The sequence below is a fragment of the Neobacillus citreus genome (assembly GCF_018343545.2).
GTDB classification, from domain to species: Bacteria; Bacillota; Bacilli; order Bacillales; family Cytobacillaceae; genus Neobacillus; species Neobacillus citreus.
This window is the reverse complement of the sequence record NZ_JAGYPE020000005.1, coordinates 65,899-92,580: the sequence shown is the minus strand read 5'-3', so window position 1 is coordinate 92,580 and position 26,682 is coordinate 65,899. Positions and strand designations below refer to the sequence as shown.

At 38.2% G+C, this 26,682-nt stretch carries 30 protein-coding genes and 5 pseudogenes; 20 read left to right on the top strand and 15 right to left on the bottom strand.

From position 1 onward, the window contains the following. Window positions 1–122: 122 nt before the first annotated feature. Entirely contained in the window at window positions 123–1,040 is a 918-nt protein-coding gene (locus tag KHB02_RS04975) for a LysR family transcriptional regulator (protein WP_213146215.1), read from the bottom strand. Window positions 1,041–1,274: 234 nt separating this feature from the next. Here KHB02_RS04975 and KHB02_RS04970 point away from each other — a divergent pair, with 234 nt between their 5' ends. The 3 genes from KHB02_RS04970 (at window position 1,275) to KHB02_RS04960 (ending at window position 3,809) form a co-directional block, all read left to right on the top strand. Then, on the top strand, window positions 1,275–2,483 hold the full coding sequence (locus tag KHB02_RS04970) for an MFS transporter (protein WP_213146216.1): 1,209 nt from the start codon (window positions 1,275–1,277) through the stop codon (window positions 2,481–2,483). Between the two features lie 138 nt (window positions 2,484–2,621). Beyond that, entirely contained in the window at window positions 2,622–3,086 is a 465-nt protein-coding gene (locus tag KHB02_RS04965; RefSeq protein ID WP_213146217.1) for a DinB family protein, read from the top strand. Window positions 3,087–3,389: 303 nt separating this feature from the next. Next, window positions 3,390–3,809, top strand: a complete 420-nt coding sequence (locus KHB02_RS04960; RefSeq protein ID WP_213146218.1) for a GNAT family N-acetyltransferase — start codon at window positions 3,390–3,392, stop codon at window positions 3,807–3,809. Between the two features lie 398 nt (window positions 3,810–4,207). Here KHB02_RS04960 and KHB02_RS04955 read toward each other — a convergent pair whose 3' ends face one another. After that, entirely contained in the window at window positions 4,208–4,564 is a 357-nt protein-coding gene (locus KHB02_RS04955) for a winged helix-turn-helix transcriptional regulator (protein WP_213146219.1), read from the bottom strand. 168 nt (window positions 4,565–4,732) lie between these two features. Here KHB02_RS04955 and KHB02_RS04950 point away from each other — a divergent pair, with 168 nt between their 5' ends. Together KHB02_RS04950 and KHB02_RS04945 are read left to right on the top strand one after the other, a co-directional pair. Then, window positions 4,733–5,479, top strand: coding sequence for an SDR family NAD(P)-dependent oxidoreductase (locus KHB02_RS04950; RefSeq protein WP_200508655.1), 747 nt, complete (start codon window positions 4,733–4,735; stop codon window positions 5,477–5,479). Between the two features lie 455 nt (window positions 5,480–5,934). Then, complete coding sequence (locus tag KHB02_RS04945; protein WP_046524299.1) at window positions 5,935–6,135, top strand: cold-shock protein; 201 nt, start codon at window positions 5,935–5,937, stop codon at window positions 6,133–6,135. 286 nt (window positions 6,136–6,421) lie between these two features. Here KHB02_RS04945 and KHB02_RS04940 read toward each other — a convergent pair whose 3' ends face one another. Next, on the bottom strand, window positions 6,422–6,997 hold the full coding sequence (locus KHB02_RS04940) for a dihydrofolate reductase family protein (protein ID WP_213146220.1): 576 nt from the start codon (window positions 6,995–6,997) through the stop codon (window positions 6,422–6,424). Window positions 6,998–7,314: 317 nt separating this feature from the next. On the opposite strand from KHB02_RS04940, the gene KHB02_RS04935 reads away from it, so the two are divergent. Beyond that, window positions 7,315–7,983, top strand: coding sequence for a hypothetical protein (locus tag KHB02_RS04935; RefSeq protein WP_213146221.1), 669 nt, complete (start codon window positions 7,315–7,317; stop codon window positions 7,981–7,983). A 136-nt stretch (window positions 7,984–8,119) separates the two neighbouring features. Here the strand turns inward: KHB02_RS04935 and KHB02_RS04930 are convergent, their stop codons facing one another. Next, on the bottom strand, window positions 8,120–8,503 hold the full coding sequence (locus KHB02_RS04930) for a hypothetical protein (RefSeq protein ID WP_241113725.1): 384 nt from the start codon (window positions 8,501–8,503) through the stop codon (window positions 8,120–8,122). A 361-nt stretch (window positions 8,504–8,864) separates the two neighbouring features. On the opposite strand from KHB02_RS04930, the gene KHB02_RS04925 reads away from it, so the two are divergent. Beyond that, window positions 8,865–9,236: a DUF2185 domain-containing protein gene (locus tag KHB02_RS04925; protein WP_213146222.1), complete on the top strand. Its 372-nt coding sequence runs from the start codon at window positions 8,865–8,867 to the stop codon at window positions 9,234–9,236. A gap of 417 nt (window positions 9,237–9,653) precedes the next feature. On the opposite strand, the gene KHB02_RS04920 is transcribed toward KHB02_RS04925, so the two are convergent. Further along, on the bottom strand, window positions 9,654–10,232 hold the full coding sequence (locus KHB02_RS04920) for a CBO0543 family protein (protein WP_213146223.1): 579 nt from the start codon (window positions 10,230–10,232) through the stop codon (window positions 9,654–9,656). A gap of 337 nt (window positions 10,233–10,569) precedes the next feature. On the opposite strand from KHB02_RS04920, the pseudogene KHB02_RS04915 reads away from it, so the two are divergent. After that, window positions 10,570–11,683 (top strand): annotated as a pseudogene (locus tag KHB02_RS04915) (L-dopachrome tautomerase-related protein). A gap of 314 nt (window positions 11,684–11,997) precedes the next feature. Here the strand turns inward: KHB02_RS04915 and KHB02_RS04910 are convergent. After that, window positions 11,998–12,777, bottom strand: coding sequence for an SDR family NAD(P)-dependent oxidoreductase (locus KHB02_RS04910; RefSeq protein WP_213146224.1), 780 nt, complete (start codon window positions 12,775–12,777; stop codon window positions 11,998–12,000). Window positions 12,778–13,133: 356 nt separating this feature from the next. Here KHB02_RS04910 and KHB02_RS04905 point away from each other — a divergent pair. The 6 genes and pseudogenes from KHB02_RS04905 to KHB02_RS04880 all read left to right on the top strand — a co-directional run. Then, window positions 13,134–13,544 (top strand): annotated as a pseudogene (locus KHB02_RS04905) (SDR family NAD(P)-dependent oxidoreductase); the annotation flags it as partial. Between the two features lie 291 nt (window positions 13,545–13,835). Next, window positions 13,836–14,087 (top strand): ArsR/SmtB family transcription factor, encoded by a 252-nt coding sequence (locus KHB02_RS04900; RefSeq protein WP_420848065.1) that lies wholly within the window; start codon window positions 13,836–13,838, stop codon window positions 14,085–14,087. 38 nt (window positions 14,088–14,125) lie between these two features. After that, window positions 14,126–14,557: an LLM class oxidoreductase gene (locus tag KHB02_RS04895; RefSeq protein WP_241113724.1), complete on the top strand. Its 432-nt coding sequence runs from the start codon at window positions 14,126–14,128 to the stop codon at window positions 14,555–14,557. 43 nt (window positions 14,558–14,600) lie between these two features. Then, window positions 14,601–15,623: an LLM class flavin-dependent oxidoreductase gene (locus KHB02_RS04890; protein ID WP_213146226.1), complete on the top strand. Its 1,023-nt coding sequence runs from the start codon at window positions 14,601–14,603 to the stop codon at window positions 15,621–15,623. A 199-nt stretch (window positions 15,624–15,822) separates the two neighbouring features. Then, window positions 15,823–16,539, top strand: coding sequence for an SDR family oxidoreductase (locus KHB02_RS04885; RefSeq protein ID WP_213146227.1), 717 nt, complete (start codon window positions 15,823–15,825; stop codon window positions 16,537–16,539). A 172-nt stretch (window positions 16,540–16,711) separates the two neighbouring features. After that, a pseudogene (locus KHB02_RS04880) lies at window positions 16,712–16,915 on the top strand (aldo/keto reductase); the annotation flags it as partial. 144 nt (window positions 16,916–17,059) lie between these two features. Here the strand turns inward: KHB02_RS04880 and KHB02_RS04875 are convergent. The 6 genes from KHB02_RS04875 to KHB02_RS04850 form a co-directional block, all read right to left on the bottom strand. After that, window positions 17,060–17,494 carry an ASCH domain-containing protein gene (locus KHB02_RS04875; RefSeq protein WP_213146228.1) on the bottom strand — a complete coding sequence of 145 codons (435 nt, stop codon included), beginning with the start codon at window positions 17,492–17,494 and terminating at the stop codon, window positions 17,060–17,062. Between the two features lie 335 nt (window positions 17,495–17,829). After that, entirely contained in the window at window positions 17,830–18,129 is a 300-nt protein-coding gene (locus KHB02_RS04870) for a spore coat protein (protein ID WP_213146229.1), read from the bottom strand. Window positions 18,130–18,148: 19 nt separating this feature from the next. Then, complete coding sequence (locus KHB02_RS04865) at window positions 18,149–18,343, bottom strand: hypothetical protein (RefSeq protein ID WP_026576189.1); 195 nt, start codon at window positions 18,341–18,343, stop codon at window positions 18,149–18,151. A gap of 17 nt (window positions 18,344–18,360) precedes the next feature. After that, the gene (locus KHB02_RS04860; protein ID WP_213146230.1) at window positions 18,361–19,497 is read right to left on the bottom strand and encodes a zinc-dependent alcohol dehydrogenase; all 1,137 of its coding nucleotides are present in this window, start codon (window positions 19,495–19,497) and stop codon (window positions 18,361–18,363) included. Window positions 19,498–19,515: 18 nt separating this feature from the next. Further along, on the bottom strand, window positions 19,516–19,884 hold the full coding sequence (locus KHB02_RS04855; RefSeq protein WP_101648872.1) for a spore coat protein: 369 nt from the start codon (window positions 19,882–19,884) through the stop codon (window positions 19,516–19,518). Between the two features lie 16 nt (window positions 19,885–19,900). After that, entirely contained in the window at window positions 19,901–20,146 is a 246-nt protein-coding gene (locus tag KHB02_RS04850) for a spore gernimation protein GerQ (RefSeq protein ID WP_101179642.1), read from the bottom strand. Between the two features lie 605 nt (window positions 20,147–20,751). Between KHB02_RS04850 and KHB02_RS04845 the strand changes: the two genes are divergently transcribed. Beyond that, the gene (locus tag KHB02_RS04845) at window positions 20,752–21,018 is read left to right on the top strand and encodes a hypothetical protein (protein WP_213119171.1); all 267 of its coding nucleotides are present in this window, start codon (window positions 20,752–20,754) and stop codon (window positions 21,016–21,018) included. 386 nt (window positions 21,019–21,404) lie between these two features. On the opposite strand, the gene KHB02_RS04840 is transcribed toward KHB02_RS04845, so the two are convergent. Then, window positions 21,405–22,142 carry an HAD family hydrolase gene (locus KHB02_RS04840; protein WP_213146231.1) on the bottom strand — a complete coding sequence of 246 codons (738 nt, stop codon included), beginning with the start codon at window positions 22,140–22,142 and terminating at the stop codon, window positions 21,405–21,407. 166 nt (window positions 22,143–22,308) lie between these two features. Here KHB02_RS04840 and KHB02_RS04835 point away from each other — a divergent pair, with 166 nt between their 5' ends. After that, window positions 22,309–22,689 (top strand): DUF2185 domain-containing protein, encoded by a 381-nt coding sequence (locus KHB02_RS04835; RefSeq protein ID WP_213146232.1) that lies wholly within the window; start codon window positions 22,309–22,311, stop codon window positions 22,687–22,689. Window positions 22,690–23,274: 585 nt separating this feature from the next. After that, a complete protein-coding gene (locus KHB02_RS04830; protein ID WP_277398169.1) occupies window positions 23,275–23,538 on the top strand; it encodes a group II intron maturase-specific domain-containing protein in 264 nt (87 codons plus the stop codon). Between the two features lie 123 nt (window positions 23,539–23,661). Here KHB02_RS04830 and KHB02_RS04825 read toward each other — a convergent pair whose 3' ends face one another. Together KHB02_RS04825 and KHB02_RS04820 are read right to left on the bottom strand one after the other, a co-directional pair. Beyond that, window positions 23,662–24,624, bottom strand: a complete 963-nt coding sequence (locus KHB02_RS04825; RefSeq protein ID WP_213146233.1) for a PASTA domain-containing protein — start codon at window positions 24,622–24,624, stop codon at window positions 23,662–23,664. A gap of 317 nt (window positions 24,625–24,941) precedes the next feature. Continuing rightward, window positions 24,942–25,054 (bottom strand): annotated as a pseudogene (locus tag KHB02_RS04820) (site-specific integrase); the annotation flags it as partial. An 87-nt stretch (window positions 25,055–25,141) separates the two neighbouring features. On the opposite strand from KHB02_RS04820, the gene KHB02_RS04815 reads away from it, so the two are divergent. The 3 genes and pseudogenes from KHB02_RS04815 (at window position 25,142) to KHB02_RS04805 (ending at window position 26,611) form a co-directional block, all read left to right on the top strand. After that, the gene (locus KHB02_RS04815) at window positions 25,142–25,642 is read left to right on the top strand and encodes a GNAT family N-acetyltransferase (RefSeq protein ID WP_213146234.1); all 501 of its coding nucleotides are present in this window, start codon (window positions 25,142–25,144) and stop codon (window positions 25,640–25,642) included. Window positions 25,643–25,857: 215 nt separating this feature from the next. After that, window positions 25,858–25,983: pseudogene (locus tag KHB02_RS04810) on the top strand (ester cyclase); the annotation flags it as partial. Between the two features lie 196 nt (window positions 25,984–26,179). Further along, window positions 26,180–26,611 carry a MarR family winged helix-turn-helix transcriptional regulator gene (locus tag KHB02_RS04805; protein ID WP_213146235.1) on the top strand — a complete coding sequence of 144 codons (432 nt, stop codon included), beginning with the start codon at window positions 26,180–26,182 and terminating at the stop codon, window positions 26,609–26,611. Window positions 26,612–26,682: the final 71 nt, after the last annotated feature.

The following is a 26,682-nucleotide window of genomic DNA, read 5'->3' as shown; positions in this document are numbered from 1 at the left end:
CAATTGTTGAATAAATGAATCCCAATTTCTCATTTATAGCACTGAGAGATTGGGATTTTTAATTTTTGAATATCCTTAACGCTGTAAATCCGTATATAAAACGCTGAGTATTGAATGACTTTTCAGCTCGTGTGATCATTGATTACTTCTGCATGATTTATCGCTGTTTCGATGTAGGTATTCAAAGTGTCGATAAACGCTCGGGCTGCAAATCCCAAGTACTTTTCAGTGCGATAAACTATACAAATATTTTGACTCGGTGTGGGATTAGTTAACTTAATAATTTTAATATCTTTGTTATCAAGATTTTCAAGTAACAATTTTGGCAGAACACTTACCCCAATTCCTTGCTGTACCATGTTAATTAGAGAGGATATTGTTGTAGTTTCAATCTTTGGATGTAGATGAAATCCTAGTTCCGTGCAAAATTTATCAACTAATTTACGACACTGATGATTAGAAGGAAACATTACTGTTTCCATGTATTGTAGATCCTTTAGTTGAACAGTCCTTTTATTTGCAAAGGAACTCTCTACTGGAACAGCTAAAGAAAACTCTTCATTAAATAGAGGAATTTGCACAATTCGATCATCATGAACGGAGGAAGTGGTTACGCCGATATCGATATTTCCCTTTATGACTTGTTCTGTCACTTCGGTTGTTTCTATTACTGATAAAGATAATTTAGGGTAGGTTCGGTGAAATTCTACCAGCAAAGCATTAAATAACAGATCCGCATCTCCTGGCAAGACACCGATCGTAAGCGTTCCACCTTGAATATTTTTCATTTCTGCAATCGCATCACGAGCGTATTTAATATGTGAAAAAACATGATTACTTTGTTCTAACAACACTTTTCCGGCATCTGTCAAGGTAATGCGTTTTCCCATGCGATCAAATAAAGGAACCCCTAACTCCTTCTCTAAAAATTTAATCTGTTGGCTGAGATTGGACTGTGTGGTAAAAAGCTTCTCCGATGCCCTTGAAAAATGCATCTCTTCACAAATGGCAATAAAATACTCCAATTGTCTTAGCTCCATTTATACATCCCCCCAACGGTGATCATCATCACTTTTACTTATCATTATAATCGGAAATACATGATTGTTGGAATTTTTTACAAGAGGTAAACTTATTTTGAAAATAAGCGCGCAGTAAATAAAAGGAAAAGAGGTTTTCTCATGTTGTAATTGAGAAATATTAAGCAAATTTATCCATGCCTGCTTGAATCTTTATTAAGTTGTTATCTAACTAATAAACATGGAGGTGGAAAAGTGTACACTAAATTAACTATATTTTTCTTATTGATGTTTTTAATCGCATCTAACTCATATCTCCTATCACCGCTTTTGCCCGTTTTACAGATTGAATTTCAGATTACAACCGTGCAGGCTGGCTGGATGATTAGCTCCTATGCCTTAACTTATGCTGTTTTCTCTTTGTTATTTGGTCCTATTTCAGACAAATGGAATCGTAAGAAGGTAATGATTTATGGTCTGGTCGGTTATGCAATGGCTATTTTCTTATGTGGATTTTCCTCTAGTTGGTTAGAAATAATCCTATATCAAGCTATAGCTGGTTTATTTGCTGCTTTGATTACTCCTCAAGTGTGGGCATCTATCACTATACTAATTCCTCCTGATCGTTTAGTTATGGGGGTGGGGGTTGTAATAGGAGGTGTGTCAGCAGCCCAAGTGTTAGGACACCCTTTCGGAAGTTTTTTAGCAAGCATTAGTTGGTCGATTCCTTATTTTGTGCTCTCCCTTGAAGCGATCGTAATCATTATATTGCTTATTTGGTTGATTCCTAGTTTACCCCCACCATCGGGTGAAAAGAAGCCGAACCCATTTGTCGAGCCTTATCGTCAACTATTGAAATCGAGCAAAGCACGCTTTGGTTTTTTGGCTTACTTAATCTTTGCCATCGGTTATTATGCAACTTTCACCTTTTTTGGCAAGTGGCTTGCTGATCGTTTTCAGCTTGATGTAACAACTGCAGGGATGGTGTTTCTTTTTTTCGGATTAGGCAGTTTAATCGGCAGTCTGTTTGGTAGTCCCTTGGTGACAAAGTTGACCCGTTTCCATACATTAAATATTGGGGCTGTATTGATGTCCATTTTGTACATTATTCTTCCTATGTCGAAAACGGTTTTGTATGTTGAAGTATTGCTCTTTACAATCGCTGCCATCGGTGGTGTCTTAATTTCAGTTATCCTTAGTTCCCTACAAACTCTTTCTAGTAAGCAAAGAGGAACGGTTGCGGCATTATCTAACTCTTGCCAATATTTTGGTTCAATGATTGGAACGGGAATAGCAGGTGTATTATATAGCACATTGAATGGTTTTTTCTCGGTCAGTTTATTTGCATCACTTATGTTTCTCTTATCCATTTTTCTTTTCATAAAGAGCAAAATAACGGATGATAAAACTTCTGAGCAAAAGGGGATAAAGGAAGCAGCGGGGATAACTGGTTTAATTAAATAAAGCGGTAGACTCATTATGTATTTCATCTATAAAATAAACAACTTTTATTTTGCAGAGCAAGAGGCACCTTAATTATATTCTTAGCTATTTATTAATATTATAAAATGCACAATTGTATCAGTGAGAGGAGAGAAAGAAATGAATAAACTTGTGTTCAAGCAATTTGAAATGACAAGAGAGTACTTCATCAAGATCATAGGGTCTGTTTCTAAGGGCCAAACTGATGTGCAGCCAGATGGTTTCAACAACACCATTCACTGGCATACAGGTCACGTTTTGACAGTTACCGAACAAACTATGTTTGGTTTTCCTCATGCAACAACACATCTTCCCCCAATCTATATGGAATTGTTCGGGAACGGTACTAAACCAGCTGATTGGACGGGGAATGTACCTACTATGGATGAGCTTATGGTACAGCTAAAAGATCAATTGGATCGTCTTCAGCAAATTCCAGCTGAACAACTAAACATTTCCTTGGAAACACCATTAATGGGATGTAAAACCATTGGAGAGCTGGCAGGTTTAACACTGATGCATGAAGCAGCCCACATGGGACAGATTCAGGCAATGATTCGAGTCATTGAACATATGAGTGTATAATAATTACGAACCAGAGACTATTTCGCAATCGTGCGCTTTTCTTTAGTAAGAAGGCGTCTTGGTGGTATGCTCCTGCACATAAAGGGATTAGATTATGTTAAGGTGAAAAAATGTGAACATTTTCACTTAAACTCGGATGCTTATGTTAAAGACGGGATGGCTGCGGCGATCCCCTTTTTCTTGTGCTAACGGAGGAGGTTAGTTTAATGATAAGTAATTGCAATATTTAGAGTTTTTGTACAAAACACCATCAGTAAAAAGGATTTATATTATAATATGAATGTTTAATAAAGGAGGAAAAGTATGCAAATTTATAAGCAGTGGATTCAAGAAGATAGTGATTATATACGAAAAAAGGTAATTGAATACAACCTTTCGTTACTACCTGATGAAGTAAAACAGCCATCAATGAAAGTTAGCTCCGTACTTAGAAATGATGAGGGCAAAATTGTTGGGGGGATTACTGGAACGATTTTCTGGTACCATCTACATATTGAGTATCTATGGGTTGATAATTCATTAAGAGGAAAAGGATATGGAAAAGAGTTATTAAATCATATTGAAAAAACGGCAATAGAGAATAATTGCAGGTTAATATTATTAGATACCTTTAGCTTCCAGGCACCAGACTTTTATCAGAAATGTGGATATAAGATTGTTGGAAAAGTTGAAGATCACCCAAAAGGCTATAACCAGTATTATTTAGAAAAAAAATTGACCTAACAGTCATGAATAAAAAATTAAGCTTCAAAAATGAAGAACGGCTTTTGCTTATTCAAGTAATGGAGGCTTTGTTCAACAAAGGAGCAAGGCTTTGAGGTTGCACGGTCTATGAAGTAGTCATGATAGAACAAAATAATCAGAAGCGTGGGTCAAAGCGGGACTGACGCTTTTTTGTGGAATTTCTTATTTAACAAACGGGGCAGTTTTGTTCAATAAGACGATGTTAAATAGTAGTTAAAAGGTGATGCGAAAATGCCAATATTCCCAGATTAAATTGACCTTCTATCAATATTTGAATCGGAACCAATATTATTAGATTCTACATTAAAGGATTTGGACAAATCTTAGTACAACAATAAAATACCTTACATATAAGGTGTTATAAGTTGGTTTCCTCATTAAGAAGCCTCTTCTGGTTGTGCGATTTCAAATTCACCTTCTCCATACTCTTGCTCCGCATAATGGCTTCCCCATTGACAGAGCTCCTGCAAGATAGGTTTAAGAGATTCTCCAAGTTCAGTGGATGAATATTCAACCTTCGGTGGTACTTGATTATACATCTTTCTGCTCACAAGTCCACTGTCTTCAAGCTCTCTAAGTGTTTGAATCAGCATTTTCTGAGTTATATTTGGGACAATGCGCTTTAATTCACTCGTTCTCTTTGGTCCATTCATTAAAAAGTATAATACAAGACCTTTCCATTTTCCGCCAATAACTTCCTTTGTCACTTCAAAACCACAACTAAATTTTTTCAAGTCTAAACCTCTCCATTCCACATTTATTACTTTTTAGTTACTATATCACAAAAAAGTGGGTACTTCCTTTAATGTGCTTACTGAAGGATACTATATCTTGTAAGTTGTTCTTCAAGTACTTAAAGGTATTAGACATAAAATAAAATTAATTCTAAAGGAGTGTTAAGTATGGGTAAATTTGAAGGTAAAATAGCGCTTGTAACGGGTGGAACAAGTGGGATTGGTCTTGCTACAGCACAAAAGTTTGTAAACGAAGGTGCATATGTTTATATCACGGGACGCAGACAAAACGAACTTGATAAAGCTGTTAACCAAATTGGTAAGAACGTAACCGGTGTACAAGGGGATATTTCTAAGCTTGAAGACTTAGACAAACTATATGACCTTATAAAGCAGGAAAAAGGTAAGTTGGACATTCTTTTTGCTAATGCAGGAATTGGAAACTTCCTTCCATTAGGTGGAATTACTGAAGAGCAGGTTGATAGAACGTTCGACATTAACGTTAAAGGAACCATCTTTACTGTTCAAAAAGCGTTATCACTATTCCCGAACAAAGTAGGTTCTATTATTGTAACTGGCTCTACTGCTGGTTCAATTGGCAACCCAGCGTTTAGTGTATATGGAGCATCTAAAGCAGCATTAAGAGCACTAGTTCGCAGCTGGATTCTTGACCTAAAAGGTACTGAAATCCGTGTAAATGTGGTTAGTCCAGGAGGTATTCTTACACCTGCATACGATGAGCTTTTTGGTGATGCACTTGAAGAGGTACTGGAAAATAGCAGAAATACCGTTCCAGCTGGAAAAGTTGGGACACCTGAAGAAGTAGCAAACGTTGTATCTTTCCTTGCTTCAGACGAAAGCAGTTACTTGACGGGTGCTGAATTATTCGTAGATGGCGGGCTAGCACAGGTTTAATTTCACTGCGCAGAGATTACAAATAGTCCCCAAAAAAGGTTAATGGGGATTTACTTGAAGAAGTCGTATAAAAAAGTCGTTTTCCTTAAAGGACAGGGAATTCGACTTTTTTATGTTTGAATTTGATTAACGTTTTAAATTCGCATTTTCCTGGGGCTACCACTAAATGACCTGTAAAAAAGATTACTTTGTGAATAAATGTACTTAAAGTAACGGGTGCTTTGGTGGAACAACAGGTTAGTCCATAATCTTTTAAAAGAATTCTAGCTGAATAGGACTTATTTATGAGCCCTCATTTCTATAGAGATTTGCAATCGCTTTCATAAAATGGTATTATATGGGGGATTATTTTTGTTCAGTGTACAGGAAAGGTATAAGTTTAAACTTTTCGTTTTGATGATCACTGAGAGCAAGAATAGTAAAACAATGTGTTAAGGCACTAGGAGGCAACAAAAATGGAAAAAGGTAAAGTAAAATGGTTTAATGCAGAAAAAGGCTTCGGATTCATCGAACGTGAAGGTGGAGACGATGTATTCGTTCATTTCTCAGCGATCCAAAGCGAAGGTTTCAAATCTCTCGACGAAGGTCAAGAAGTAACTTTTGACGTAGAACAAGGTCAACGTGGACCCCAGGCTTCTAACGTACGTAAAGCTTAAAGTACAATAGGCGAATATAGACGGACTCTGAAATAAGAGTCTGTCTTTTTATTTTTTTAAAATTAAAATACCCCACTCAAGAATGAGCAGGGTAGATAAAACAGTAAAGAAAATGGTAGATACAGTGTAACATATGTATCAAGAATTTCCTAATTTTGGTTAAAGTGAATAAAAAGCCGAGCTTTATTAAATCCTGATGTTGATCTTTACGATAAGAATACCGCCTCGTTGAAGAGGCGGCTTATTGAGCTATCGTATCCGTCGTAATCTGCCTTAGGAGAAAAGGTCATCTTACCGTCTGGTAAACGAGGGCTATGGCTCCAGAATCAAATGTCTTGTTTTCAATCAGTTTAAGATTGATCTTCTCCTTGAGACCTTGGAATAACGGCAACCCGCTGCCGATCAGGACGGGAGAAACCGTAATTTTATACTCATCTATTAGATCAAGCTGCATAAGGTAGTGTGCTAACCTAGGACTGCCGAGGATGACCATATCCTGGCCTGGCTGCTGTTTGAGGTTTTTGATCTCTTCCTCGACATCTTCTTTCACCAGTCTGGAATTGTTCCATTCGACTTTCTCCAACGTCGTGGAAAACACGATTTTGGGTGTCTTTTCGATCCACTCGGCATGATTCCGTTCATGCTGCGAAGCTGAGGGGTCAGATGGCACAGATGTCCAGTAACTGTGCATCATCTGATAAGTCTCACGTCCCCATATGACAGTGTCGGCAGTACTCAGAATTTCTTTCGCGTGTTTCTCCAAGTCAGCATCGTATGAAACCCAGCCAATGTCCATTTCACCGTTCGGACCTTCTACAAAACCGTCAAGCGATGCGTGCAGAAACAGAACGAGTTTTCTCATTTTTAGTCTCCTTTGTTCATGAGGGATATTTTTTTTCTTACTTCTTTACCTCCAATGTAAGTATAACCAATTTTTATAAATTTTGGTAAAAGGTTCTATAAGTTACACTAATTAAAATAAAATGGGACGGTACCAGCATTAGTCCCGTTTTGTTTTGTTAAAGAGAAGATTGTGAAGAACTACACTTAAACAAACGGGGGCAAGAGTTTAAGATCGGCCTGCCATTTTAGGCGGCTTTTCTTATTTGACTAACTAATAGGTTACTTCAAGAAGGAAAAAATTTGTAGGTGGTAGAATTTTTATTTAGGTGATTAAAAATGATATTAAAACATTTTCTTTTATATTCGGAAAACGACAATGGCGTTGCTGATGTGGAAAAAAATTTTTCATTCCAATCAAGATGTATTACTTCCCTTTACGAAAAGTGCTTTTCTAAATTCTCAACTGAAAATATTAAGCAAATCAACATCTTTTGTGTTAAAGAATCCCCAAAGCTCAATTTAACAATTGTTGATGGATTCTGTGATGTAGAAATTCTTTATGATGTAAGAGATTTTTTCCAACTTGATGACCAGCAAAGAAAAGAAGTAATACTAGAGGTTTTGAAACAAGGTATTGATAAAGTAATTAAATTATATAATTGGGATAACAGACCATTCGATAATGCCTATAACTGTGTGAAAAAAGCAAGTTACAAAAACGAATATGTTTGGAAGAAGAAACCAAAGAGTAGCCCCAACCGTTGCCTTAAAGCTGAAGTTTTAATAAACCACGACCTTTATTTATGCGAAATATATTTGGTGGTCAAGGATAAGAACGGTAATGAAATAGTAAAAAGACTTGTCTCAACAACTAAACCAGATGAGATTATATTTAGTCATTTTCTTGGGGAATTGAATTGGTTATCAAATAATGAGGTTGCTTTATTTAATAGACCAAAATCCAAATATATTTCTGTTCATCTAAAAGAGGTCTTATTCAAGTAACGTGGGCAAGAATTTAAGATGGATCGCTGCGGCGGTCTTTTTTGCTTGTTGTGCTAACGGCATGAAAAAGGAGAATGAATTCATTATGAAATCATATCTTCAAATAGTTTGAATATGCTTATACTGATATTATTCATCAATAACTCGCTAAACGTTTTTCAAAATCCGCCTTAAACAACAGAATAGCATCAATATTTACAGCAAAATCGTGGTCACTGATATTAAAATTAGTTATAAACTTGTCAGACTTCTTACGAACCATAATTGTCGGACGGATATGATCTCCAATAGCGTCCTTAGTTACAGCACTTCCATAGAAATACCAGTTAGTTTGAGTAGGCACATTTGCTGCATTCTTAGATAAGTCATTTTTTATTATTTCGCATAATTGAACCATAAAATCTTCATTAAGCTTAATGGTTTTTCCATGCTGACCATCAACAGATATATCAGCATATCCATACCAAATATTCCTGCTTGTATACTTTCCGTCATTTGAAGTGTATGTTTCATCAAACAAAATCTTAATTTCATTACCCTCCGTTAGTATAAAATTTCTTCAAACTATTATAAACCATTTAGAAAATGTAAAATAGCTTGCTGTTAGTCTCACTAAACTTGTAAGAGTTTGGCAAGCTAACATCATGATAGGGTTCCTCCTAAAGTTGTGAGTTAGAGTGGTGTCTATACTCATATCTTACTGAGGAGCCCTATTTTTTTCAAAGTCGAAAAATAACGAACTACAGGGAATGCTATCGGGGGATTTGATGAAAGAAAACGGTTGCCAGAAACGTGGTATTGAAGTAATGGAGCAGGGTACTTGAAGAAGGAAATATTTTTCTAAATGTCGAATTTAGATGAAATGGAACAGGAGTGAGGAAATGTTTAGGTTTAAAAAGAAGGCAAAAAAATTCTACATACCAGGTGACAAAATTATACGATTAATCCACTCTGAGGAGGGGTGCATTGCTTCTGATAGAATAACAGTTGATGGCTGCAAAGTGGGATTTATGTATAGAGAAGAACCATACCAAAACGGAAATCCAGATAGTGGTTGGAGATTTCTTGCTGGTGAAGAAAGTGATGAATATATGGATAATGCTGAGAACCATTCAGTTTTTCAAGTTAATACAATATGTAATTACGATAACGAAATAATTCCGTTTCTTAATTCCCCTCCAGGTACGGCATATATCCGTGATGAAGAGGGTAAACTCGTCCTTGATGAAGAGTGGGAACAACCAGAAGATTAAAATGAAGTTCTTCCGCTAACGGGGGCGATACTTCAATACTGAAGGTCGCTTTTTTCTTCTTCAAGTAACTGGCAGTTTAGTTGAAGAAGAAAAACTAATAATGCGTATTTGACTCAAAATGAGAAGCAAGAAGGTGACTGAATGTTTGAAAATTGTTACGGAAAATGGAGTCGTTTAGAAGCTTTTGAAAAATGATAAAGAAAAGTATGTTAATAGTGACTTTCTATACTTCAAACTATGCTTTCTTGAGTTCGGTTATTGGAAAGACCATAATCGGACTGAAAAGTGTGAAGAGGATGAACAGGAATATAGGATACGGCCCTTCGCTTATGTTGGACTGATAATAGACTATTATTACGTATTAAGTGTACGAACTGGAAAATATGGAAAAAGCACCTATATTTTATGAGTACTTTACTATTGTCTATTCTGAGCTGAGAATTTAGGTTTATGTAAAATATGAAATAACCAGGTTATAACTTTTGCTATCAAAAGTACAAATACGTATCCAAAAAATAAGTGAAAATAATTAATTTCACCGTACATTCTAAAAAGACCAGTACCTACTAAAATAGGCTTTAAAATAAATGCAAATATAGCAGCAGTTATTATAGCATATAGGTAATAATTTTTTTGATTATTTAATGTCCATTGGTAAATGAGCATGAAGGCCACAGGGACCATGGAAGTGTCCAATGAGATGCTTGGCAGTGCAGGGATAATCTGATAAGGGTAATGCCAATACCCTCTATTTATACCGTATAAATCGATAAATGTAAAAAAAACATGAACGTTATATCCATAAAAACCAATTAGAAATACTTTACTTCGGTCAATTTTAATATAAAGAATAACCAACGGGACTAAAAGAATAGCGATTAAAACCCAAAACTGCCACGTAGAAGGGTTAGAATAGTCTGTCCAATAATTAATTAAAGAATCGGTATTCTCTTTTCTACCGTATAGAATCTTGTCAAATTCATGTAAACGTTCCATTAAACTTCCTCCCTAATGTTTGCCAATTATACAGTTAGAATAACCTAATATATTTAGTTTATTAGTTATTAAATAAAGAAGATAATTATTTCGCATTTGATGATATTGTGAAGAAATGTACTTAAGCTATCGGGGGCAATCCTTCAAGATCGGCTGCTTGAAAAACAGGCAGCCGTTATTGCGTTACAGGAGACCTTTAATTTAAAATGTTTCCTCTTCTGACAGACTTATTAAATTTCGAAAACAATCCATTCAATCATCTTTTCGTATAGAAAAACTTATTAAGAAACATGCACTAGAAAAAATATAAATCATATATAGGTGATATCCCGTTTGAATGCTTGAGGAGGATATTAAACCTATGTTACCTAGTGAAAAATATTTCGGTAATTTAGAACTAGTTTATGCATTTTATGGGGCTATGCCTACAGGTGTTACTGTTTCAGAAACCGGTCGTATTTTCATTTGCTTTCCGAAATGGGGAGACGATGTTAAATTTACGGTGGGGGAAATTGTTGAGGATAAATTGCAGCCTTATCCTAATTTACAAACCAATTTGGTTAATCCCGAGAATATCACAATGACTTTCATCAGTGTCCAAAGTGTAGTTGCTGATGGAAGGGGAACGCTTTGGATATTAGATACAGCGGCACCCAATTTTTCTGAACCTATTAAAGGGGGGGGCAAAATTAGTCGCTGTTGATTTAGAAACCAATACAATAAGAAAAGTATATACTTTTACAGAAGATGTTGTCCTGCCTACAACTTATCTGAATGATGTCCGTTTTGATTTTCGTGTAGGAAACGCAGGTTATGCCTATATAACGGATTCTTCTTCAAGAGGACCAGGAGCTATTATCGTCGTAGATTTATCAAATGGAAACGCGTTTAGACGGTTAAATGGGGCAAATTCAACTTCACCCGATCCTTATTTCTTACCGAAAGTAGAAGGTCAAATTTTAATGAATCGAAACAAAGACGGTTCAACTTCTCCATTTAGATTGGCGTCTGATAGTCTTGCGATTTCTCCCGATGGAAAGATATTATTTTTTGCTCCACTAACCAGTCGTCATTTGTTCTCAATCTCTACAGAAGCCCTGAGAGACAGATTGATACCGGACATGGATTTACCTTATCATGTGGAGTATTGGGGAGAAAAAGGTGCGTCTGATGGAATGATCACCGATGCAAAGGGAAGTGTTTATGCTGGAGATTATGAAAACAACAGTATCCGTAAGATATTGCCAAATGGCATAATGGAAACTATTGCACATGATCCGAGAATTTTGTGGCCGGATACTTTTTCAATTGGTCCGGATCAATATTTGTATGTCATTGTGAACCAATTACATCGACAGCCTAGATTTCATTATGGAAAAGACTTACGTCAGAAACCTTATAGTTTACTTCGTATCAAAATTGATGAATTTCCTGCTCCGACCTTTTCATAATAAAAATAGTCTATTAATTGTTTTCATTATATAGTGAAAATATTTACTTCTGCGAAATAAACTCAAAATGGTTTACTAGGAACAGTTTATTGATGAGAATTAAACTGTTCCTGGGAATTTTTTATAATTTCGGTAAGTTCAAATACTGTATTGATATTATTTAAATCCAAACTGATGAGAGGCGTGAGTCTTGACAAGCTGGCGAGAAGGTTTGCTCTTTAGTCTTCTTGACGGATTGGCTTATAACCGCCGCGCCAGAGCTAGACAGCTCAACTTCTTCAAAGAGGAAAGAATCTGTCCCTGTGATAAAAAACTTATTTTCTTTTGAGAAACCAGTCTTGAAAATCGGTGGCAATTATTCTTTCACCTGTAATTTCCTCTGCAGCAGCTGAAGCTAAAAAAACAATCGGCTCGGCCATAACACTTGGATCTAATAGCTGTGATTTTGATTCAATCTCTTTTCGAACTTCGTCCGGAATCATCCCGGTAGTAGTGGCACCACCCGGTAAAAGCATATTCACCATAATGCCATATTCCTTTAAATCTTCTGCCATTATATATGAGAGTGATTCAGTGGCTGCCCTCGATGGTCCATAAGGTACAAAACCCTTCCTTTTCATAGTCTCATGATTCATAGAAATATTAATGATTCGCCCATGACCTTGTTCCATCATTAAAGGAGCAAACCCTCGAGCTACTAAAAAATATCCTGTCAGATTGGTATCAATTAAATCTCGAAACCCCTCTGGTGTTACTTTGAAAAATGGCTGAGGCTCGACTAAAAAACGCGGGTTTACTGTCCTCATCCCAATTCCCGCATTATTGACGAGAACATCCAGCTTCCCCCATTCTCTTTTCACCCATTCGACCGCCTTATTGACGGATTGTTCTGATCGAACATCCAAAGGAATTCCAATAGCAGGATAACCCTCGCGCTTTAACTTCTCTACTGCTCGATCCAATTTAGTTCCACCTCTAGAAGCTAACGCCACCGTGGCCCCAGCGTGAAGCAAAGCCTCCGCCATTGAAAATCCTAGGCCGCTTGAAGCACCTGTTACAAGGGCATGAATATTTCTTAACTCTTTTGTATTCATGGCATTTTTCCTCCGAAATGTTATTAGACCACTGACTAATACAGTATTCTATCTAATCATCACTTTTATACTTTGCCACAAAAGTAAGCTAGAGAGTTCTCGGACCAGTATAAAAGGGGCAGATTAGGGAAAAATCCATTTTTAAGTGAGGCGGATCACGGTTTCGAGCAACCACTGAACAATTAACTATCTGGTGGCGCCTAAAGATCAGTTCATTAAAGAAAAAAGGTGTCTCTTTTGAGGAAGAATACGCTTCTGTATTGAAAGTAAACAACTTTTTTCACATTTTTCCACTTTATTTGTAGTGAACAACATATACATTCTTAGAATTAAAATTATTTCTATAGGAGGTTTCCATGGATCAAAAGGATCAAAGTCGTCAATTAGACCAAATAAAACAAATGCAACAAATGTTTAAAGCGAACATGAAAACTGAACCTTATCCCATGTACCCTAACTATGGGAAAATCACACGTTACGAAGAAATTCCGATAAGTTTACCTGAACAGCGCCAGCTACGCCATCCCGGAGTGGAAAAATTAATGGTACCCCTTCCAATTATCGAAAATCCGAACTATAAAGGGAGTGGAAAGTTATCAGGAAAAGTAGCACTTATTACAGGGGGTGACAGTGGTATTGGTGCTGCAGTAGCAATTGCGTTTGCTAAAGAAGGCGCAGATGTTGCTATTTCATACTTAGATGAACATGAGGATGCAAATAGAACAAAAACGAGGATTGAACAACTCGGACAACGTTGTTTTCTAATGTGTTATATGCAGGTTTTTTTGTTGTCTTTTTTAAGATGGGAGCTTTTCGCTGTATCTCCTTCGAACAAATCTTTTGATTTGAACGGACCAGATGGGTAATATATTAATATCGCGAATTACCGATTTGGCGTGATGCTTTCAGATCATCTATCCAGCTTCCATTTGGATAGTGATAATCGATATAGAAAGAGGCAAATGACATTGAAGCAGGAATTGGAACGCTTAAATGATGAACAAGCCGTTGAAATTTTTAAGGCATTGTCGAACCAGACAAGGGTGTGCATTCTTCAAATGTTAAAAGATCCCAACAGTCATTTTTCACCGCAGGCCCATATTATTGCTGATGAAGGATTTGAAGGCGGGGTTTGCGTAGGGGATATCCGAAGCAAGGCCGGGATTTCGCAATCCACTACTTCACAGTATTTATCGATTCTGCTGCAAAGCGGACTGGTTGAAATGAAGCGAATCGGACAATGGACGTATTATCGCCGTAATGAGGAGACGATTAAAAAGTTCGAAAAATACATTGGTACAAAAATTTAAGGAGAATTGAATTGAAGTGAGTTTACGATGGAACGGATATGAGAATGATTCCCAAGCCTTTTTCTTCGATTCCGACCATGGTGACAGGATTCAGCAATCAATCGATTGAATGGATCCCCCAGAATGGGGACGGCTGGATCCAGTACCCGAGGATTATCCCACAACAAACTCAATTGATTAACGAGTACCTCGAGTTGTCGGAAATTCACGCCCCAGGAGTGTTTAAACCTTTTACTCAGACTTTATTTATCGATTTATCGAAAAATCCCGATGCGTCTCCTGTTCCGATTCCGTTAGGATTTCGTGTAGGGCGCAAACAGTTATTAGAAATTCTATATCAATTTCAATCCATTGGTGTCAAGCACCTGGCATTTGTATTGTATTTTTCAAAGCGCCCTCCCGAGGAAGTCATACAGGAGCTTGGAGAGTTTGTGCGGCCTTACTTTCCGACTCATGAAATTCCAGTATGAGATTAGTTTATAGAAAAATTAGATAAGGGAAGAAGATGAACGTATGTCTAAACATGCAAAAAAACTAAACGAAATTCCATTCTCGGTGCTTGATCTTTCACCGATAACAGCCGGAAGTACCCCTGCTGACTCTTTCCGCCATACATTGGAACTCGCACAGCTTGCTGAAAAACTTGATTACAACCGTTTTTGGCTCGCTGAACATCATAATATGCCGTTTATCGCCAGTTCCGCCACTTCTGTGGTGATGTCCCATGTGGCAGCCGGTACATCAAAAATCAGGATTGGTTCAGGAGGAATCATGCTGCCGAATCACGCACCGCTCGTCATCGCTGAGCAGTTTGGCACTCTTGAATCATTATATCCTGGGCGAATTGACCTTGGTCTGGGGCGGGCACCCGGTACAGATCAGAGGACCGCTCGTGCATTGAGACGCGACTTGGGAAGTACCGGAGATGACTTTCCTGAGCAATTAGCGGAACTCCGCGGTTACTTTGATCCATCCCTGGCACAAGGGAACCCTATAAAAGCGATTCCAGGTGAAGGTTTGAATATTCCAGTCTGGCTGCTGGGTTCAAGCGGCTTCAGTGCGCAGCTGGCCGGAGAACTGGGGTTGCCATTTGCGTTTGCCGCCCATTTTTCGCCACTTAACACTCTGGGTGCTCTACAGATCTATCGCAATGCGTTTAAGCCTTCGAATGTTCTCGATAAGCCGTATGCGATGGTGGCATTGAATATCATTACAGCAGATACGGATAAAGAGGCAAAGCGCCTTTTTACAACAATACAGCAGCAATTTTTGAATCTGATGAGTGGCAACCTTACACCGCTTCAACCACCGGTAGATGACATATCCGAAGTGGCCAGCAGCTACCAATTAAAAGCTCTCGAGCAGCAATTAGGCTCATCGATTGTTGGCAGCCAGCAGACGGTAAAGGACAAGCTGGATACATTTTTGGAGGAGAGCCAGGCAGATGAAATCATGGCCATTGCCCAAGTTTACGACCACAAAGCTCGCCTGCATTCATACGAGCTTCTGGCAGAAATTACAAAAAGTGAAAGGTAAAAAGGCCATCGGCAAGGAAACCTTTTTGATTTTTCTAAGGCATTATTCCCTCAAATAACTAGCAGAAACATATACTAAACACGGTAGATTACTTGTAATAATTGTGTTAAATGAGAATAATACCAACCATGCTTTATAATTTTAAATTTCAAAATGAATTTCAATACAAAAAAGTTTTTAAGAAGAAAGGGGTTTTACTATGTCATTAAATGGTAAACGAGTAGTAGTTTTAGGGGGTACTTCTGGTATTGGTTTAGCAACTGCCAAAGCGTTTCTCGATCAATCAGCTCAAGTGATCATTGCCAGCCGTTCTGTTTCCAAATTAAATGAAGCAAAACAAGTTCTTGGTGGCAATGTAGAAGGAAATGAAATCGATTTTCGAAGCGAAGAAAAAGTAGGAGGATTTTTCAGCAAGGTTGGAAAATTTGACCACCTTGTGGTAACAGCAGGAGAAGGCGCAATGGGGCACTTTAGCGAATTGCCTGTGGCAAGTGCTAAAGAGGCGTTTGAAAGTAAGTTCTGGGGCCAATATATTACCGTCCGTTCAGCACTTCCATATTTAAACAATGAGAGCTCAATCACCTTAACCTCTGGTGTATATGGCGTTCGTCCTCCTCAAGGCGCTACTACGTTAGCGGCAATCAATTCAGCCATTGAAGGATTGGTTCGAGGACTTTCCGTAGACCTAGCCCCTATTAGGGTAAACGTGGTTTCACCTGGAATTGTAGACACTCCAATCTATGCTGGAATGCCAGATAATCAGAGGCAAGCACTGTTCAACGGCATTGCACAACAGCTCCCTGTTGGACGGATTGCAAAGCCGGAAGACATAGCTGAAACCTATGTATACCTTGCTAAAAATGGTTTTACTACTGGTACAGCTGTTCTTATTGATGGTGGAGCCCACTTAGTATAATGGCCTAAATGGATGTTGAACGGAAGCTTATCACCCTGCCAAGCAGCGGTTCTAACTAAAATAGAAATAAGTTAAGAATTAAGTAATTTACTGGTGGCAATACTGCAAAAGAGTTGCCGCCTTTTTTGTTATTAGGTATATAAAAAGATACAAAAGGAAGTGTTAATTTTTAATGAGTGTACAGGACGAAAATAAATTAACAAAAATAAAAAATTCCCTTGAAAGTCGTGTAGTTACATTGCCTGATGGAACTTCTATGCCAAGAATAGGACAAGGAACTTGGTACATGGGAGAAAATCCTCAAATGAGAGAAAGGGAAATCAAAGCTTTACAACTGGGGATAGAATTAGGCATGAAACTAATAGATACTGCGGAAACCCGATACTTCTTTTGTGTTAACAAGAATACGACTACCACAAGGTGAGCGCTGCTCTCCTAGCAACTACTGGATTACATTTTAGGTAACACATTCGCCGTATTGCCAGTTAGGAAGTCTTGCTGACTTAACTAAGACGAGTTTTTAATGAATTATTCCGGGATACTCCCACAGACCAAGCTGCCCTTTTGCCGGAATAGACTCCTCAAACGTGCGCATCCCTTCCACTTCCCAGGCGTAACCGCCTACCCGATAATCACCTAACAAAAATTCAATACCGGAAACAACTCGCCCATCTTCCAGTACAGCCCAAGTTTCATTGTTTTCAATCACTCTTATACAATTTTTCAGCTCACAAACGCCAATTATCACACCTGTCGGGAGGTCTTCTCCTGAATATCCGTGTTTTTGGAGCAGCTCCTGGACCCTCGGGTAGCCGCAGGCGGCCTTGTCCGGTTTTTTGCTCGTATGAATCGCTAATGGACCTCGATAGTTGGTTCTCCATGTCCTCGTTTCATATTTGGACTCGCCAAGGACAAACAAACTAGCCCAGGGCTGAATCATTGATAGAATTTTCATTTAGCCCGTCCCCAATTAGAAAAATGTATGACTAGGGTTCCCTTACCGAAGAAAAGTATACACTTGCTTCGTTTACACTGATGGTAAGGCGAACCCATCGGACCTTTACGGTCAGTTGATCCCCCACTATCTTCTTCGGGTTCCATAGAATCTGTGGGGGTCTTACTGCCCGTTATGAGTGGGATAAACAATCAAAATTTAACCGGCCTTTCTTATATAGAAATAGCCGGGTTTTTTGTTAATGTATGTTTTAAAAGTGGGTAGGCTTCTTCTTTAGATACCCTTATGACTAGGAACAGTTTATTTGATGAGTGTTAAACTGTTCCTGGAAATTTTTATAATGTCGGTAAGTTCAATGCTGTATTGATATTATTTAAATCCAAACTGATCTGTTCGTTTGTATCCCAAGCATGGTACCATCCTTTTTCTACCATATATGTGGATATTTGTTCATGCATATCAAGAGCTTCCACTAAATGGCGAGTGAGCATTTCTTTAATTTCCGGTGTTCCTGCCTCAGTAGCTGCCATGGCATAATTTCTAATTCCACTTTTAGCTGAAATGAGTAGATCCATTGTAACGACTTGATCCGATAGTCCGTCCATGCCCGTTAAAGTTTCAATGATTGGATTCATGTTCATTCATCTCCTAAATTTACTGCTTAGCGTTGGAAAGGATAGAAGCATATTCTTGTAATTGTCTCGTAGATACATCAATGTCTTGCTGCATAATATCTTTTAATAGCGGATCTGTGACTAACGCTTTCATCGTTTTGGATTTAGTTAAACAAGTGGTCTTAAATGCAGCCATCTCATGGACCTCAAGAACTTCATGTAAGGCGTAGTTCATTTTTTATATCTCCTTCCTCAAGGTTTCAACACGACTTTTATACAATCATCCATTTTTGTGTCAAAAATCTCATAGCCACGCTTTGCTTCACTAAGTGGAAGTACATGACTTACGACATCTCCTGGATCAATTTTTCCGGTCGAAACTAATTCAAACATATATGGCATATAGTGAATCACAGGTGCTTGCCCAGAGCGGATATTGATATTTCGCTGCATAATATCTCCAAGAGGGAAACCATTATATCTGCCGCCGTAAACGCCAGTAACTTGAATTGTCCCGCCTTTACGCACTGCTTGTGAAGCCATGATAAACGCACTTAATGCTCCGCCATGAAGCTTCATTCCGCTCGCAAGGAACTCCATATCAGTCATTTTACCGTCCATACCAACTGCATCAATGACAACATCAGCGCCGCCTTTGGTGATTTCCTTCAGGTAACTTCCTACATTCTCATGGTCCTCAAAGTTAACAATTTCTACTTTGTTGGTGCGTTTGGCGTGCTGCAGGCGATAATTGACATAATCAACGGCAATGACTCGCTTTGCCCCTTTTAACCAACAGAATTTTTGAGCAAAAAGACCAACCGGACCACAGCCAAGAACAATAACTGTATCTCCATCCTTTACACCTGCATTGTCAACACTCCAAAAACCAGTAGTCATCGCATCGGCAATAACTGCTAACTTTTCATCTGGTTCTTCACAAGTCTCTGGAATTTTGAAATGAGTAAAGTTGGCAAATGGAACTCTTAAATATTCAGCTTGCCCACCTGGATAGCCACCCGTCGTACCAGAATATCCGAAATAGGCACCCATATCACCATTATCATTTGAATTATCACATTGGCTTTCCAAATGGTTTTTACAGTAATGGCATTCACCGCATGCTATATTAAAAGGAATAATGACACGATCTCCCTTTTTTAACTTAGTCACACCTGGACCAACTTCTTCGACGATTCCCATTGGTTCATGGCCAATAACATAGTTTTCTTGCAGGTTAGGAATCATGCCATGAATTAAATGTAAATCAGACCCACATATAGCTGTACTTGTTACTTTAATAATCATGTCATCTGGTTTTTCAATCTTTGGATCTGGAACTTCTTTGACTACAACATTTTTAATACCCTGATACGTTACTGCCTTCATTGGTTACAGCCTCCAGTGTTAGTGTTCATCAGGTGTCCGGTCAAACATACCTTTTCTATTGGTCTCAACAGGGAATAGATTCATTTTGCCAATCATCAATGTATTGTTGGCAGAGAGTTGGTCTAATTGATATTGTTCACTTAGTTCGTATGGATGGAACCATTTTTTACTAATCATTAGTTCTGTAATTTCTTGGTGCATGGCAATCCCTTGCATTAACTGGTTTCGTAAGAGCGTTCTAACATCAGGTGACGCGGACTCCGTTAATGCAACCGCAATATTGCGCACACCTTCTTTGGCACGAAGAAGTAAATCCATCGCAAATGTGGTATCTGCTAGCTCTGGTACGTGTAGCGAGTTTATAGGGTCTAAATAGTCATTGTTCAATGAATTTGCCTTCCTTTCAATTTATTATTGGTGTTGGCCGGTTTTGAGGAACAGGCGCTTGAAAAGGTGCACGTTGATAAATTGCCTGTAATTCTCCAAGCGCTTGCATGGATTGTTCAACATCTTTTTGCATTAATGCTCTCAAATCATGATCAAATACCAGTCCTTGCATTAGTTTTGATTTCGCTAAGCAAAGGGTTTTAAAATTAATAACTTCATGTAGATCCAATGACTCATGATCGGCTAATTTTTGAATATCCATTTCTAATTAACCTCCTTATTCGTTAATACAATCAAATGTATTGTTCCAAAAATAGGGGGAAACATTCTTTACGGTTTTTTTAAATGGTGAATTATCTTCAATCGTTGAAAGATTCATAAAGTGGGGGGGATTCATATATTGTGATGGCTGAGGATAATTGCAGCGGTGGTCTTTTTTTTTGTACCTAAAAAAATGTTCAACCAGAAATATCTGGTTGAACTTATAATACGAAAGGAAGAAGAAATGCCTCTTCCTTTTTACTCTTATTGTTGATTAAGAACCTCCATCTAAGAAAAATCGTATTTATTATTGAAGAGACGTCTTATAACAGACATTGAAAATCTGACCAATAAAAAGGAAAAAGAAAGCGAATAAAAAGTGGTTTTCCAATTCCACCCCTTTTTATATTTAACATAAAAGACACAAGAAATTGGGAAAAGTATGATCATTTTTTATTTAATCCATTATAGGGTGCCATTCTTAAAAAGACCTTTTTGAATTGGGCCAAATATTGTTCTTCAACTTTCTAGCAGTGGTCTTTAATATGGATTTGACATTTTTGGTTAAACTAACAGAAACTAACCTTATGGTTTAGGAGTGATCACATGTTGCTGACGGGGAGCATTATTTCGGGCGAGTTTGATGAACTCATGAACGAATTTTCTTTACAGAAAGTAAAACATTTCACCACAGAATCGACTATTAAACAAAGCCAGTTAAAAAGTCTTTATGATTATTTGAAAAAACACCGGAATGACATAGATGGTCAAATCATTACTTTATATGATCAAATGCCCATACTGTTGAGCCAAGAGGAAATTAACCTCTTTATAAGTGATCTTGAAAAAGTTCAGTTAATGTACCGGCAATGAGATTAGACAAGAATAAATAAAAATGTAAATTTAGTTACACCCCCTAAAGATTTACTAATAATAAATCCAACAATCGGGCGCTTTTCTTTAATAAGAAGGCGTCTTTTTGCATGGACAACACATTTAGAGGATTGAATTTATTGAGGTAAAAAAATGATTGTGAAGTATTGTACTTAAAGTAATGGTGCTAGAGTTGAAGAACAAGCTGCCTTTTTGGTGGCTTTTCTTATTGAAGTAACGGGGCAGTTTAGTTTAAGTATATTTCTTCACAAATTTAAAAGCCGATTTTCCAACTACGGAACTCGTCGGGTTAAGAAGTCTTTCCACTTTCAAGAAAGGTGGGGTGTACTAAACCTTGCTCTTAAAATAAGGTTATTTCTATCCACTTACATTATTGGATCTTGGATACGTTTATAAATTACATCAGGAACTTCTTTAAGTGAATCTACTGTTATAAAAAGACTACTATGCTCAACGTTAATTTCAACCAGGTTATATTTCCATTCACTTTCTGCTGGAATGTATATTGCATGGATACCCGTTTCCAGAGCTGGGACAATATCCGTTCTTAATGAATTTCCAACCATCCATGTTACATTAGGGTCAGCCATAATGGTTTTTAAAATATCGGATAGAGCTGTTGTATCCTTATGCTCCGAAATAAAAATGCGATGTTCAAAATATGTAGTCAATTCTAACTGGGTAATTTTTCTGTGTTGATTAGCCTCATCTCCTCCTGTATGCAAATATAATTCATGTCCCTCTTCTTTTAAACGTTGTAGAGTTTCATTCATATACGGAATAGGTTCAACAGGAATCTCGAATACCTTAAAACCCAACTCTCTTAAATATTGGATTTCATCTTTTTTCTTTTCCCTCCCAGTTAAGTCACAATAGTATTTATAAGTACCAACAAATGACTCAGGAAACCGATCTGACTTTAGTCCGTGCTCACTAATCGCTGCAACATCAAGTTGAAGCTGCTTCTGTTTTATATCTTCCTCGGTAATCGATTCAAACCAAGCCATCATTTGGTCAGCGAACTCGTCTATTACTAGGCTAAAATATCTATTACAGTATGATAATGTATCATCAAGGTTAAATAAGATGTTTTGTTTATGCATTTTTAACTCCTTTTCAAGTATATAGCTTTGACTATTGTTCCACTTTGACTAAGTTAATATTACTAAGATAAGTAAGCAGAATGTCAGAGTTATTCAACTAATGGGCAGGTAACTTGAAGAAGGAAATACTTTTCTCAATGTCGAATTTAGATGAAATGGAACAGGAGTGAGGAAATGTTTAGGTTTAAAAAGAAGGCAAAAAAAATTCTACATACCAGGTGACAAAATTATACGATTAATCCACTCTGAAGAGGGGTGCATTGCTTCTGATAGAATAACAGTTGATGGCTGCAAAGTGGGATTTATGTATAGAGAAGAACCATACCAAAACGGAAATCCAGATAGTGGTTGGAGATTTCTTGCTGGTGATGAAAGTGATGAATATATGGATAATGCTGAGAACCATTCAGTTTTTCAAGTTAATACAATATGTAATTACGATAACGAAATAATTCCGTTTCTTAGTTCCCCTCCAGGTACGGCATATATCCGTGATGAAGAGGGTAAACTCGTCCTTGATGAAGAGTGGGAACAACCAGAAGATTAAAATGCAGTTCTTCAGCTAACGGGGGCGATTGTTCAATGAGGGCAGTCGCTTTTTTTGTTCCGCTAATGGGGCAGGATTATTGAATAAGCAAGGGGTGGGTTTTATTAAGGTAGATATTTCTAAATCGTAAAGTTCTGGTAGGTCAAACAGGCTTTCTTGTCGAAACTTAGACATATGAAGTTCATTAAATTGGAGGAAAAAACGATGGCAGAAGTTTTGTTGTTACACCATGTTTTAGGCCGAACGAAGGGGATTGAAGCCATCGCCGATCAACTGAGAGATGCAGGGTACACCTCCTGCCACGATTCCGAACCCTAAAGTAACGGAAAGCAAGGGTTTTACTAAAACACTCTTCATGGTTATCCTCCTTTTGTTATGGAATATATTTCCTTATCTATCACCATATTAATTTACCATTTTTATTTCAAATTTGGAAATAAACTGTACTAGGCACATCAATCAACAATGCAAAATAGGCGAAATTGTTTATTGGATAGGAGATGTTTTTGGGGGACAAGGACTTCCCACGGAAGCAGCTAAAACAGTAATAGAAAATGGCTCTTTTGTGATGTTTATAAGGAATAGTTGAAGATTAATAGAAATAAAGATATTCATATAATTATGGATAGATTTAGACGCTCACTGATAGGTTATTACAATTATTATTGCATCACAGATAATACCCAAAGTGTAAACAAATTCAGAGACAAAATTGGATATTTACTGTTTAAATGGCTCAATAGAAGAAGTCAGAGGAAATCATTTACTTGGGATAAATTCAGACTCTTATTTAATAAATACCCATTACCTTACGCAAGAGTTAAGCATGCGCTTTGTAGAGGGTATTAGGTATTATTTTGGACATTGGGGTTTCTATGACTAAAGAAAAAACGGATCTCCTTCGTGGAGATCCATTGTCTACTGACCAGAAAATGGTTACAATTGGTAGCCTTTTTGGAGTGTAAACTTGTGCTAGGGCACGTTGAGCGTGACCTGTACTCCTCCAGAGTCTCCGCGCGCGCCCCAGGAGAACCTCTGACAGCTGACGTTTTCTGGCCTACCATCGGTGCAATTAGTGAGGCCCCGGTCTACTGCAACAACCTGGTATAACCGACCCGAGGCCAGGGAAAGTGTTGTGCTAGCGCCGAAATTGAGCATACCTTTGTTGCTCCAGGTGCCCACTGCTGAGTCCCAGAGGAACACTTCCACCGAACGACCCTGCTGGTGGCGGTTCACAAGCAAGACCGACTTGACACCTTGTTGTTGTTGTGCCAGCTCCACGCTGTAGTTGACATTCGTTCCCTCGTCGACACTCGTTCCGGCCGTGGGGTCCTGCCCCTTAACACGGAGGAGATCACTCCGGATCTCGCCCGTACCATTCAAGACATACCCTGTCCGCAACTTGGCTGCCATAATTGCCTGGGAAGCCTGGCTTGAGAGCAATCCTACTATGTTCGGGACGGTGGTCTTCGTCTTTGGGTCTGGTACTCGTGGAATGGGCTCTGGAAGACCAAGTTCGCGTCCCCGGATGTCTCTCCATTCTGCTTTACCCTTAGGGAACAGGAACACACCACAAACATAGCCCTGCCCGTAGTTGGCATAGTGGCCATTAGGCATTGCAGCTGCATAGTTATGCTTTGAAGCATAGTCTGACGCGCCTCTGAACCAATTTTCCATAGGTATTTTGCTGGGATCACCCGTGCCCAACCCTAGTTCTTTCGCTGGGACATCTCGCCATTCGCACGTACCCGGCTTGATAAGAAAGGTGCCATACACTACACCCTTACCGTAATTTGCCTCATGGAAGTTGGGAAATCCATGCTGGTACCCATTTCTGCGTGCGTAATCATGTGCCCCGGTAAACCTGGTCCTTATGTCCTTGGCATTGTACTCCGATGCAGGTACATCGCGCCAGTCAACTACGTCTTGCTTCAACAGAAAATGTCCGTACACCGTTCGCTGAGGGTCCTGGTACGTGGCTTGGTGACAGTTTGGCCATCCTGCCCTGTAAGTGCCATTCTTGACACACCAATCGTTTGCGGCTCGAAAGTGCTTTCCAATATCTAATGTCATACGCTCATCCTTTATTTTGAATAATATATTTCATATAAGAAGATGCATATTCTTGGATAATTAGAACCATGTATAGAAAAAAATAAATCTACCCTTTTAGTTAGAACATTGTTGGATTTATTTGAGTGGTTTAAATGAAGCGGTGTGAAGTTGCACTCCACCTTATTTCGATATTGTCATTACAGTACAAAGTTATTTAAGCTATCCTCAATTTCCTATGGGTAATTCCGATATACAGCAGCGTGATCTCCGGCTTGGAATGGTTTAAGATGGTTTGCAACTTGGCGATGTCTTAAGCTAAAGGGGCAGTTGAAGAAGGAATTTCTCCAAACTTGGAAGAATTTATATTCAACAATATGTTAAGGAGCTTGTGAATTATATGGAATCCATTAGCAAAAGCGAAGTGAAGCTACGAGATATCACAGAGGAAGATCTTCCTATCTTTTTCGAACAACAACTAGATTCAATGGCGAACTATATGGCTGCCTTTACAGCTAAAGACCCCACTGATAAGGACGCATTTTTTGACCATTGGAAAAAAATTATCGCTGACGAGACTATCACAATTAAGACTATATTATTCAATGGCATTGTCACTGGACACGTCTCAAACTTTGAACAGTTCGGCAAACCCGAAGTAAGCTACTGGATTGGGAAGGAATATTGGGGTCATGGTATTGCAACTAAAGCGTTGTCAAAGTTTCTGGAGTATATTAAGGTACGCCCGCTCTATGCTCGTGCCGCTAAAGATAACCTCGCCTCCATTAGGGTATTGGAAAAATGCAGGTTTAAAATCATCTCTGAAGATAAGGGTTTTTCCAACGCAAGAAGCAAGGATGTTGAAGAATTTATTTTGAAGCTCGAACCTTATGATAGGTAATTTAATCCCGTAATAGGATTGGAGCGGTTCTTGACTAAGAAACCTTCTGATGTTTAACTACCATGAAAGAATGTAATTATCATTCAAATTCTGTGGTGAAGCACTGCTTCATGGCTGGCTAACGGGGGCAAGAGTTCAAGAAAAGGGATGCTGTGGCAATCCCTTTTTCTTATTGCATTAACGGAGGTTTTAATAAAATCAATCACCTATAATCAGTAATACAAATGGCAAGTGCGGTGTATAGAATAGAATCTGAAAAAATTTCAGAGTATTGGATTCAGATTGATAGGTTAGGAATTCAAAAACAATTAGAGTGCAATAAAAATATTAAAAGTGTTTAATTTTCAATGTATTTGTTAATAAACTCTTGTTCAACTAATGGGTGCAAGAGTTGAAGATGGGATCGCTGGAGGCGGTCCTTTAAGTATTTACAACTATAAACCAAGTTTTCTTATGTCTGCGGTAACTTACAACTATTGCAAAAGTACAATAGTTTTGATATACAAGTTATAAAACACAATAAACAGGTGATGAAAAATGAGACAGGAAATATTTGGTGAATTCTTATTGTCTATTATTAAAATGTCGGGTGTACTCGGTGGTGATAAGTCTTTTGTTGAAGGGCTGACCCCAAAACAATTGCATCTTTTAATGGAAATAGGTTCTAATACTTACCGTCACGGAGATTTGGCTGGCATTCTTGGTGTGGAGCCTTCCACTTTGACAAGGACACTGGATCCGCTTGTGAAATCCGGCCTAGTGGAAAGGCAACACAACCTTGACAATAGAAGGGAAGTACTTATCAAACTTACCGGAAACGGCTTGGAAGCAGTAGCGAATGCTCATGAGAAACATCATCAGTTGTTTGCGGACATTTTAAAACAAGTTCCGGAAAACAAGCGAAAGCAAGTAGATGAAAGTGTAGCTATATTGTTGGAGATTATCAAGAAGACAAACGTTAAGCATTAAAAAATAGAACGGCTGCCTGGATATTGAACCGAAGTTTAATTTTCAGGCAGCCGTTTTTATATAAAATAATT

Bases quoted from the DNA above. Each gene is read 5' to 3' on its own strand.
- KHB02_RS04975 (WP_213146215.1), bottom strand. From the start codon at position 1,040: ATGGAGCTAAGACAATTGGAGTATTTTATTGCCATTTGTGAAGAGATG.
- KHB02_RS04965 (WP_213146217.1), top strand. From the start codon at position 2,622: ATGAATAAACTTGTGTTCAAGCAATTTGAAATGACAAGAGAGTACTTC.
- KHB02_RS04960 (WP_213146218.1), top strand. From the start codon at position 3,390: ATGCAAATTTATAAGCAGTGGATTCAAGAAGATAGTGATTATATACGA.
- KHB02_RS04950 (WP_200508655.1), top strand. From the start codon at position 4,733: ATGGGTAAATTTGAAGGTAAAATAGCGCTTGTAACGGGTGGAACAAGT.
- KHB02_RS04945 (WP_046524299.1), top strand. From the start codon at position 5,935: ATGGAAAAAGGTAAAGTAAAATGGTTTAATGCAGAAAAAGGCTTCGGA.
- KHB02_RS04940 (WP_213146220.1), bottom strand. From the start codon at position 6,997: ATGAGAAAACTCGTTCTGTTTCTGCACGCATCGCTTGACGGTTTTGTA.
- KHB02_RS04935 (WP_213146221.1), top strand. From the start codon at position 7,315: ATGATATTAAAACATTTTCTTTTATATTCGGAAAACGACAATGGCGTT.
- KHB02_RS04925 (WP_213146222.1), top strand. From the start codon at position 8,865: ATGTTTAGGTTTAAAAAGAAGGCAAAAAAATTCTACATACCAGGTGAC.
- KHB02_RS04920 (WP_213146223.1), bottom strand. From the start codon at position 10,232: ATGGAACGTTTACATGAATTTGACAAGATTCTATACGGTAGAAAAGAG.
- KHB02_RS04910 (WP_213146224.1), bottom strand. From the start codon at position 12,777: ATGAATACAAAAGAGTTAAGAAATATTCATGCCCTTGTAACAGGTGCT.
- KHB02_RS04900 (WP_420848065.1), top strand. From the start codon at position 13,836: ATGTTAAAAGATCCCAACAGTCATTTTTCACCGCAGGCCCATATTATT.
- KHB02_RS04895 (WP_241113724.1), top strand. From the start codon at position 14,126: ATGAGAATGATTCCCAAGCCTTTTTCTTCGATTCCGACCATGGTGACA.
- KHB02_RS04890 (WP_213146226.1), top strand. From the start codon at position 14,601: ATGTCTAAACATGCAAAAAAACTAAACGAAATTCCATTCTCGGTGCTT.
- KHB02_RS04885 (WP_213146227.1), top strand. From the start codon at position 15,823: ATGTCATTAAATGGTAAACGAGTAGTAGTTTTAGGGGGTACTTCTGGT.
- KHB02_RS04875 (WP_213146228.1), bottom strand. From the start codon at position 17,494: ATGAAAATTCTATCAATGATTCAGCCCTGGGCTAGTTTGTTTGTCCTT.
- KHB02_RS04870 (WP_213146229.1), bottom strand. From the start codon at position 18,129: ATGAATCCAATCATTGAAACTTTAACGGGCATGGACGGACTATCGGAT.
- KHB02_RS04865 (WP_026576189.1), bottom strand. From the start codon at position 18,343: ATGAACTACGCCTTACATGAAGTTCTTGAGGTCCATGAGATGGCTGCA.
- KHB02_RS04860 (WP_213146230.1), bottom strand. From the start codon at position 19,497: ATGAAGGCAGTAACGTATCAGGGTATTAAAAATGTTGTAGTCAAAGAA.
- KHB02_RS04850 (WP_101179642.1), bottom strand. From the start codon at position 20,146: ATGGATATTCAAAAATTAGCCGATCATGAGTCATTGGATCTACATGAA.
- KHB02_RS04845 (WP_213119171.1), top strand. From the start codon at position 20,752: ATGTTGCTGACGGGGAGCATTATTTCGGGCGAGTTTGATGAACTCATG.
- KHB02_RS04840 (WP_213146231.1), bottom strand. From the start codon at position 22,142: ATGCATAAACAAAACATCTTATTTAACCTTGATGATACATTATCATAC.
- KHB02_RS04815 (WP_213146234.1), top strand. From the start codon at position 25,142: ATGGAATCCATTAGCAAAAGCGAAGTGAAGCTACGAGATATCACAGAG.
- KHB02_RS04805 (WP_213146235.1), top strand. From the start codon at position 26,180: ATGAGACAGGAAATATTTGGTGAATTCTTATTGTCTATTATTAAAATG.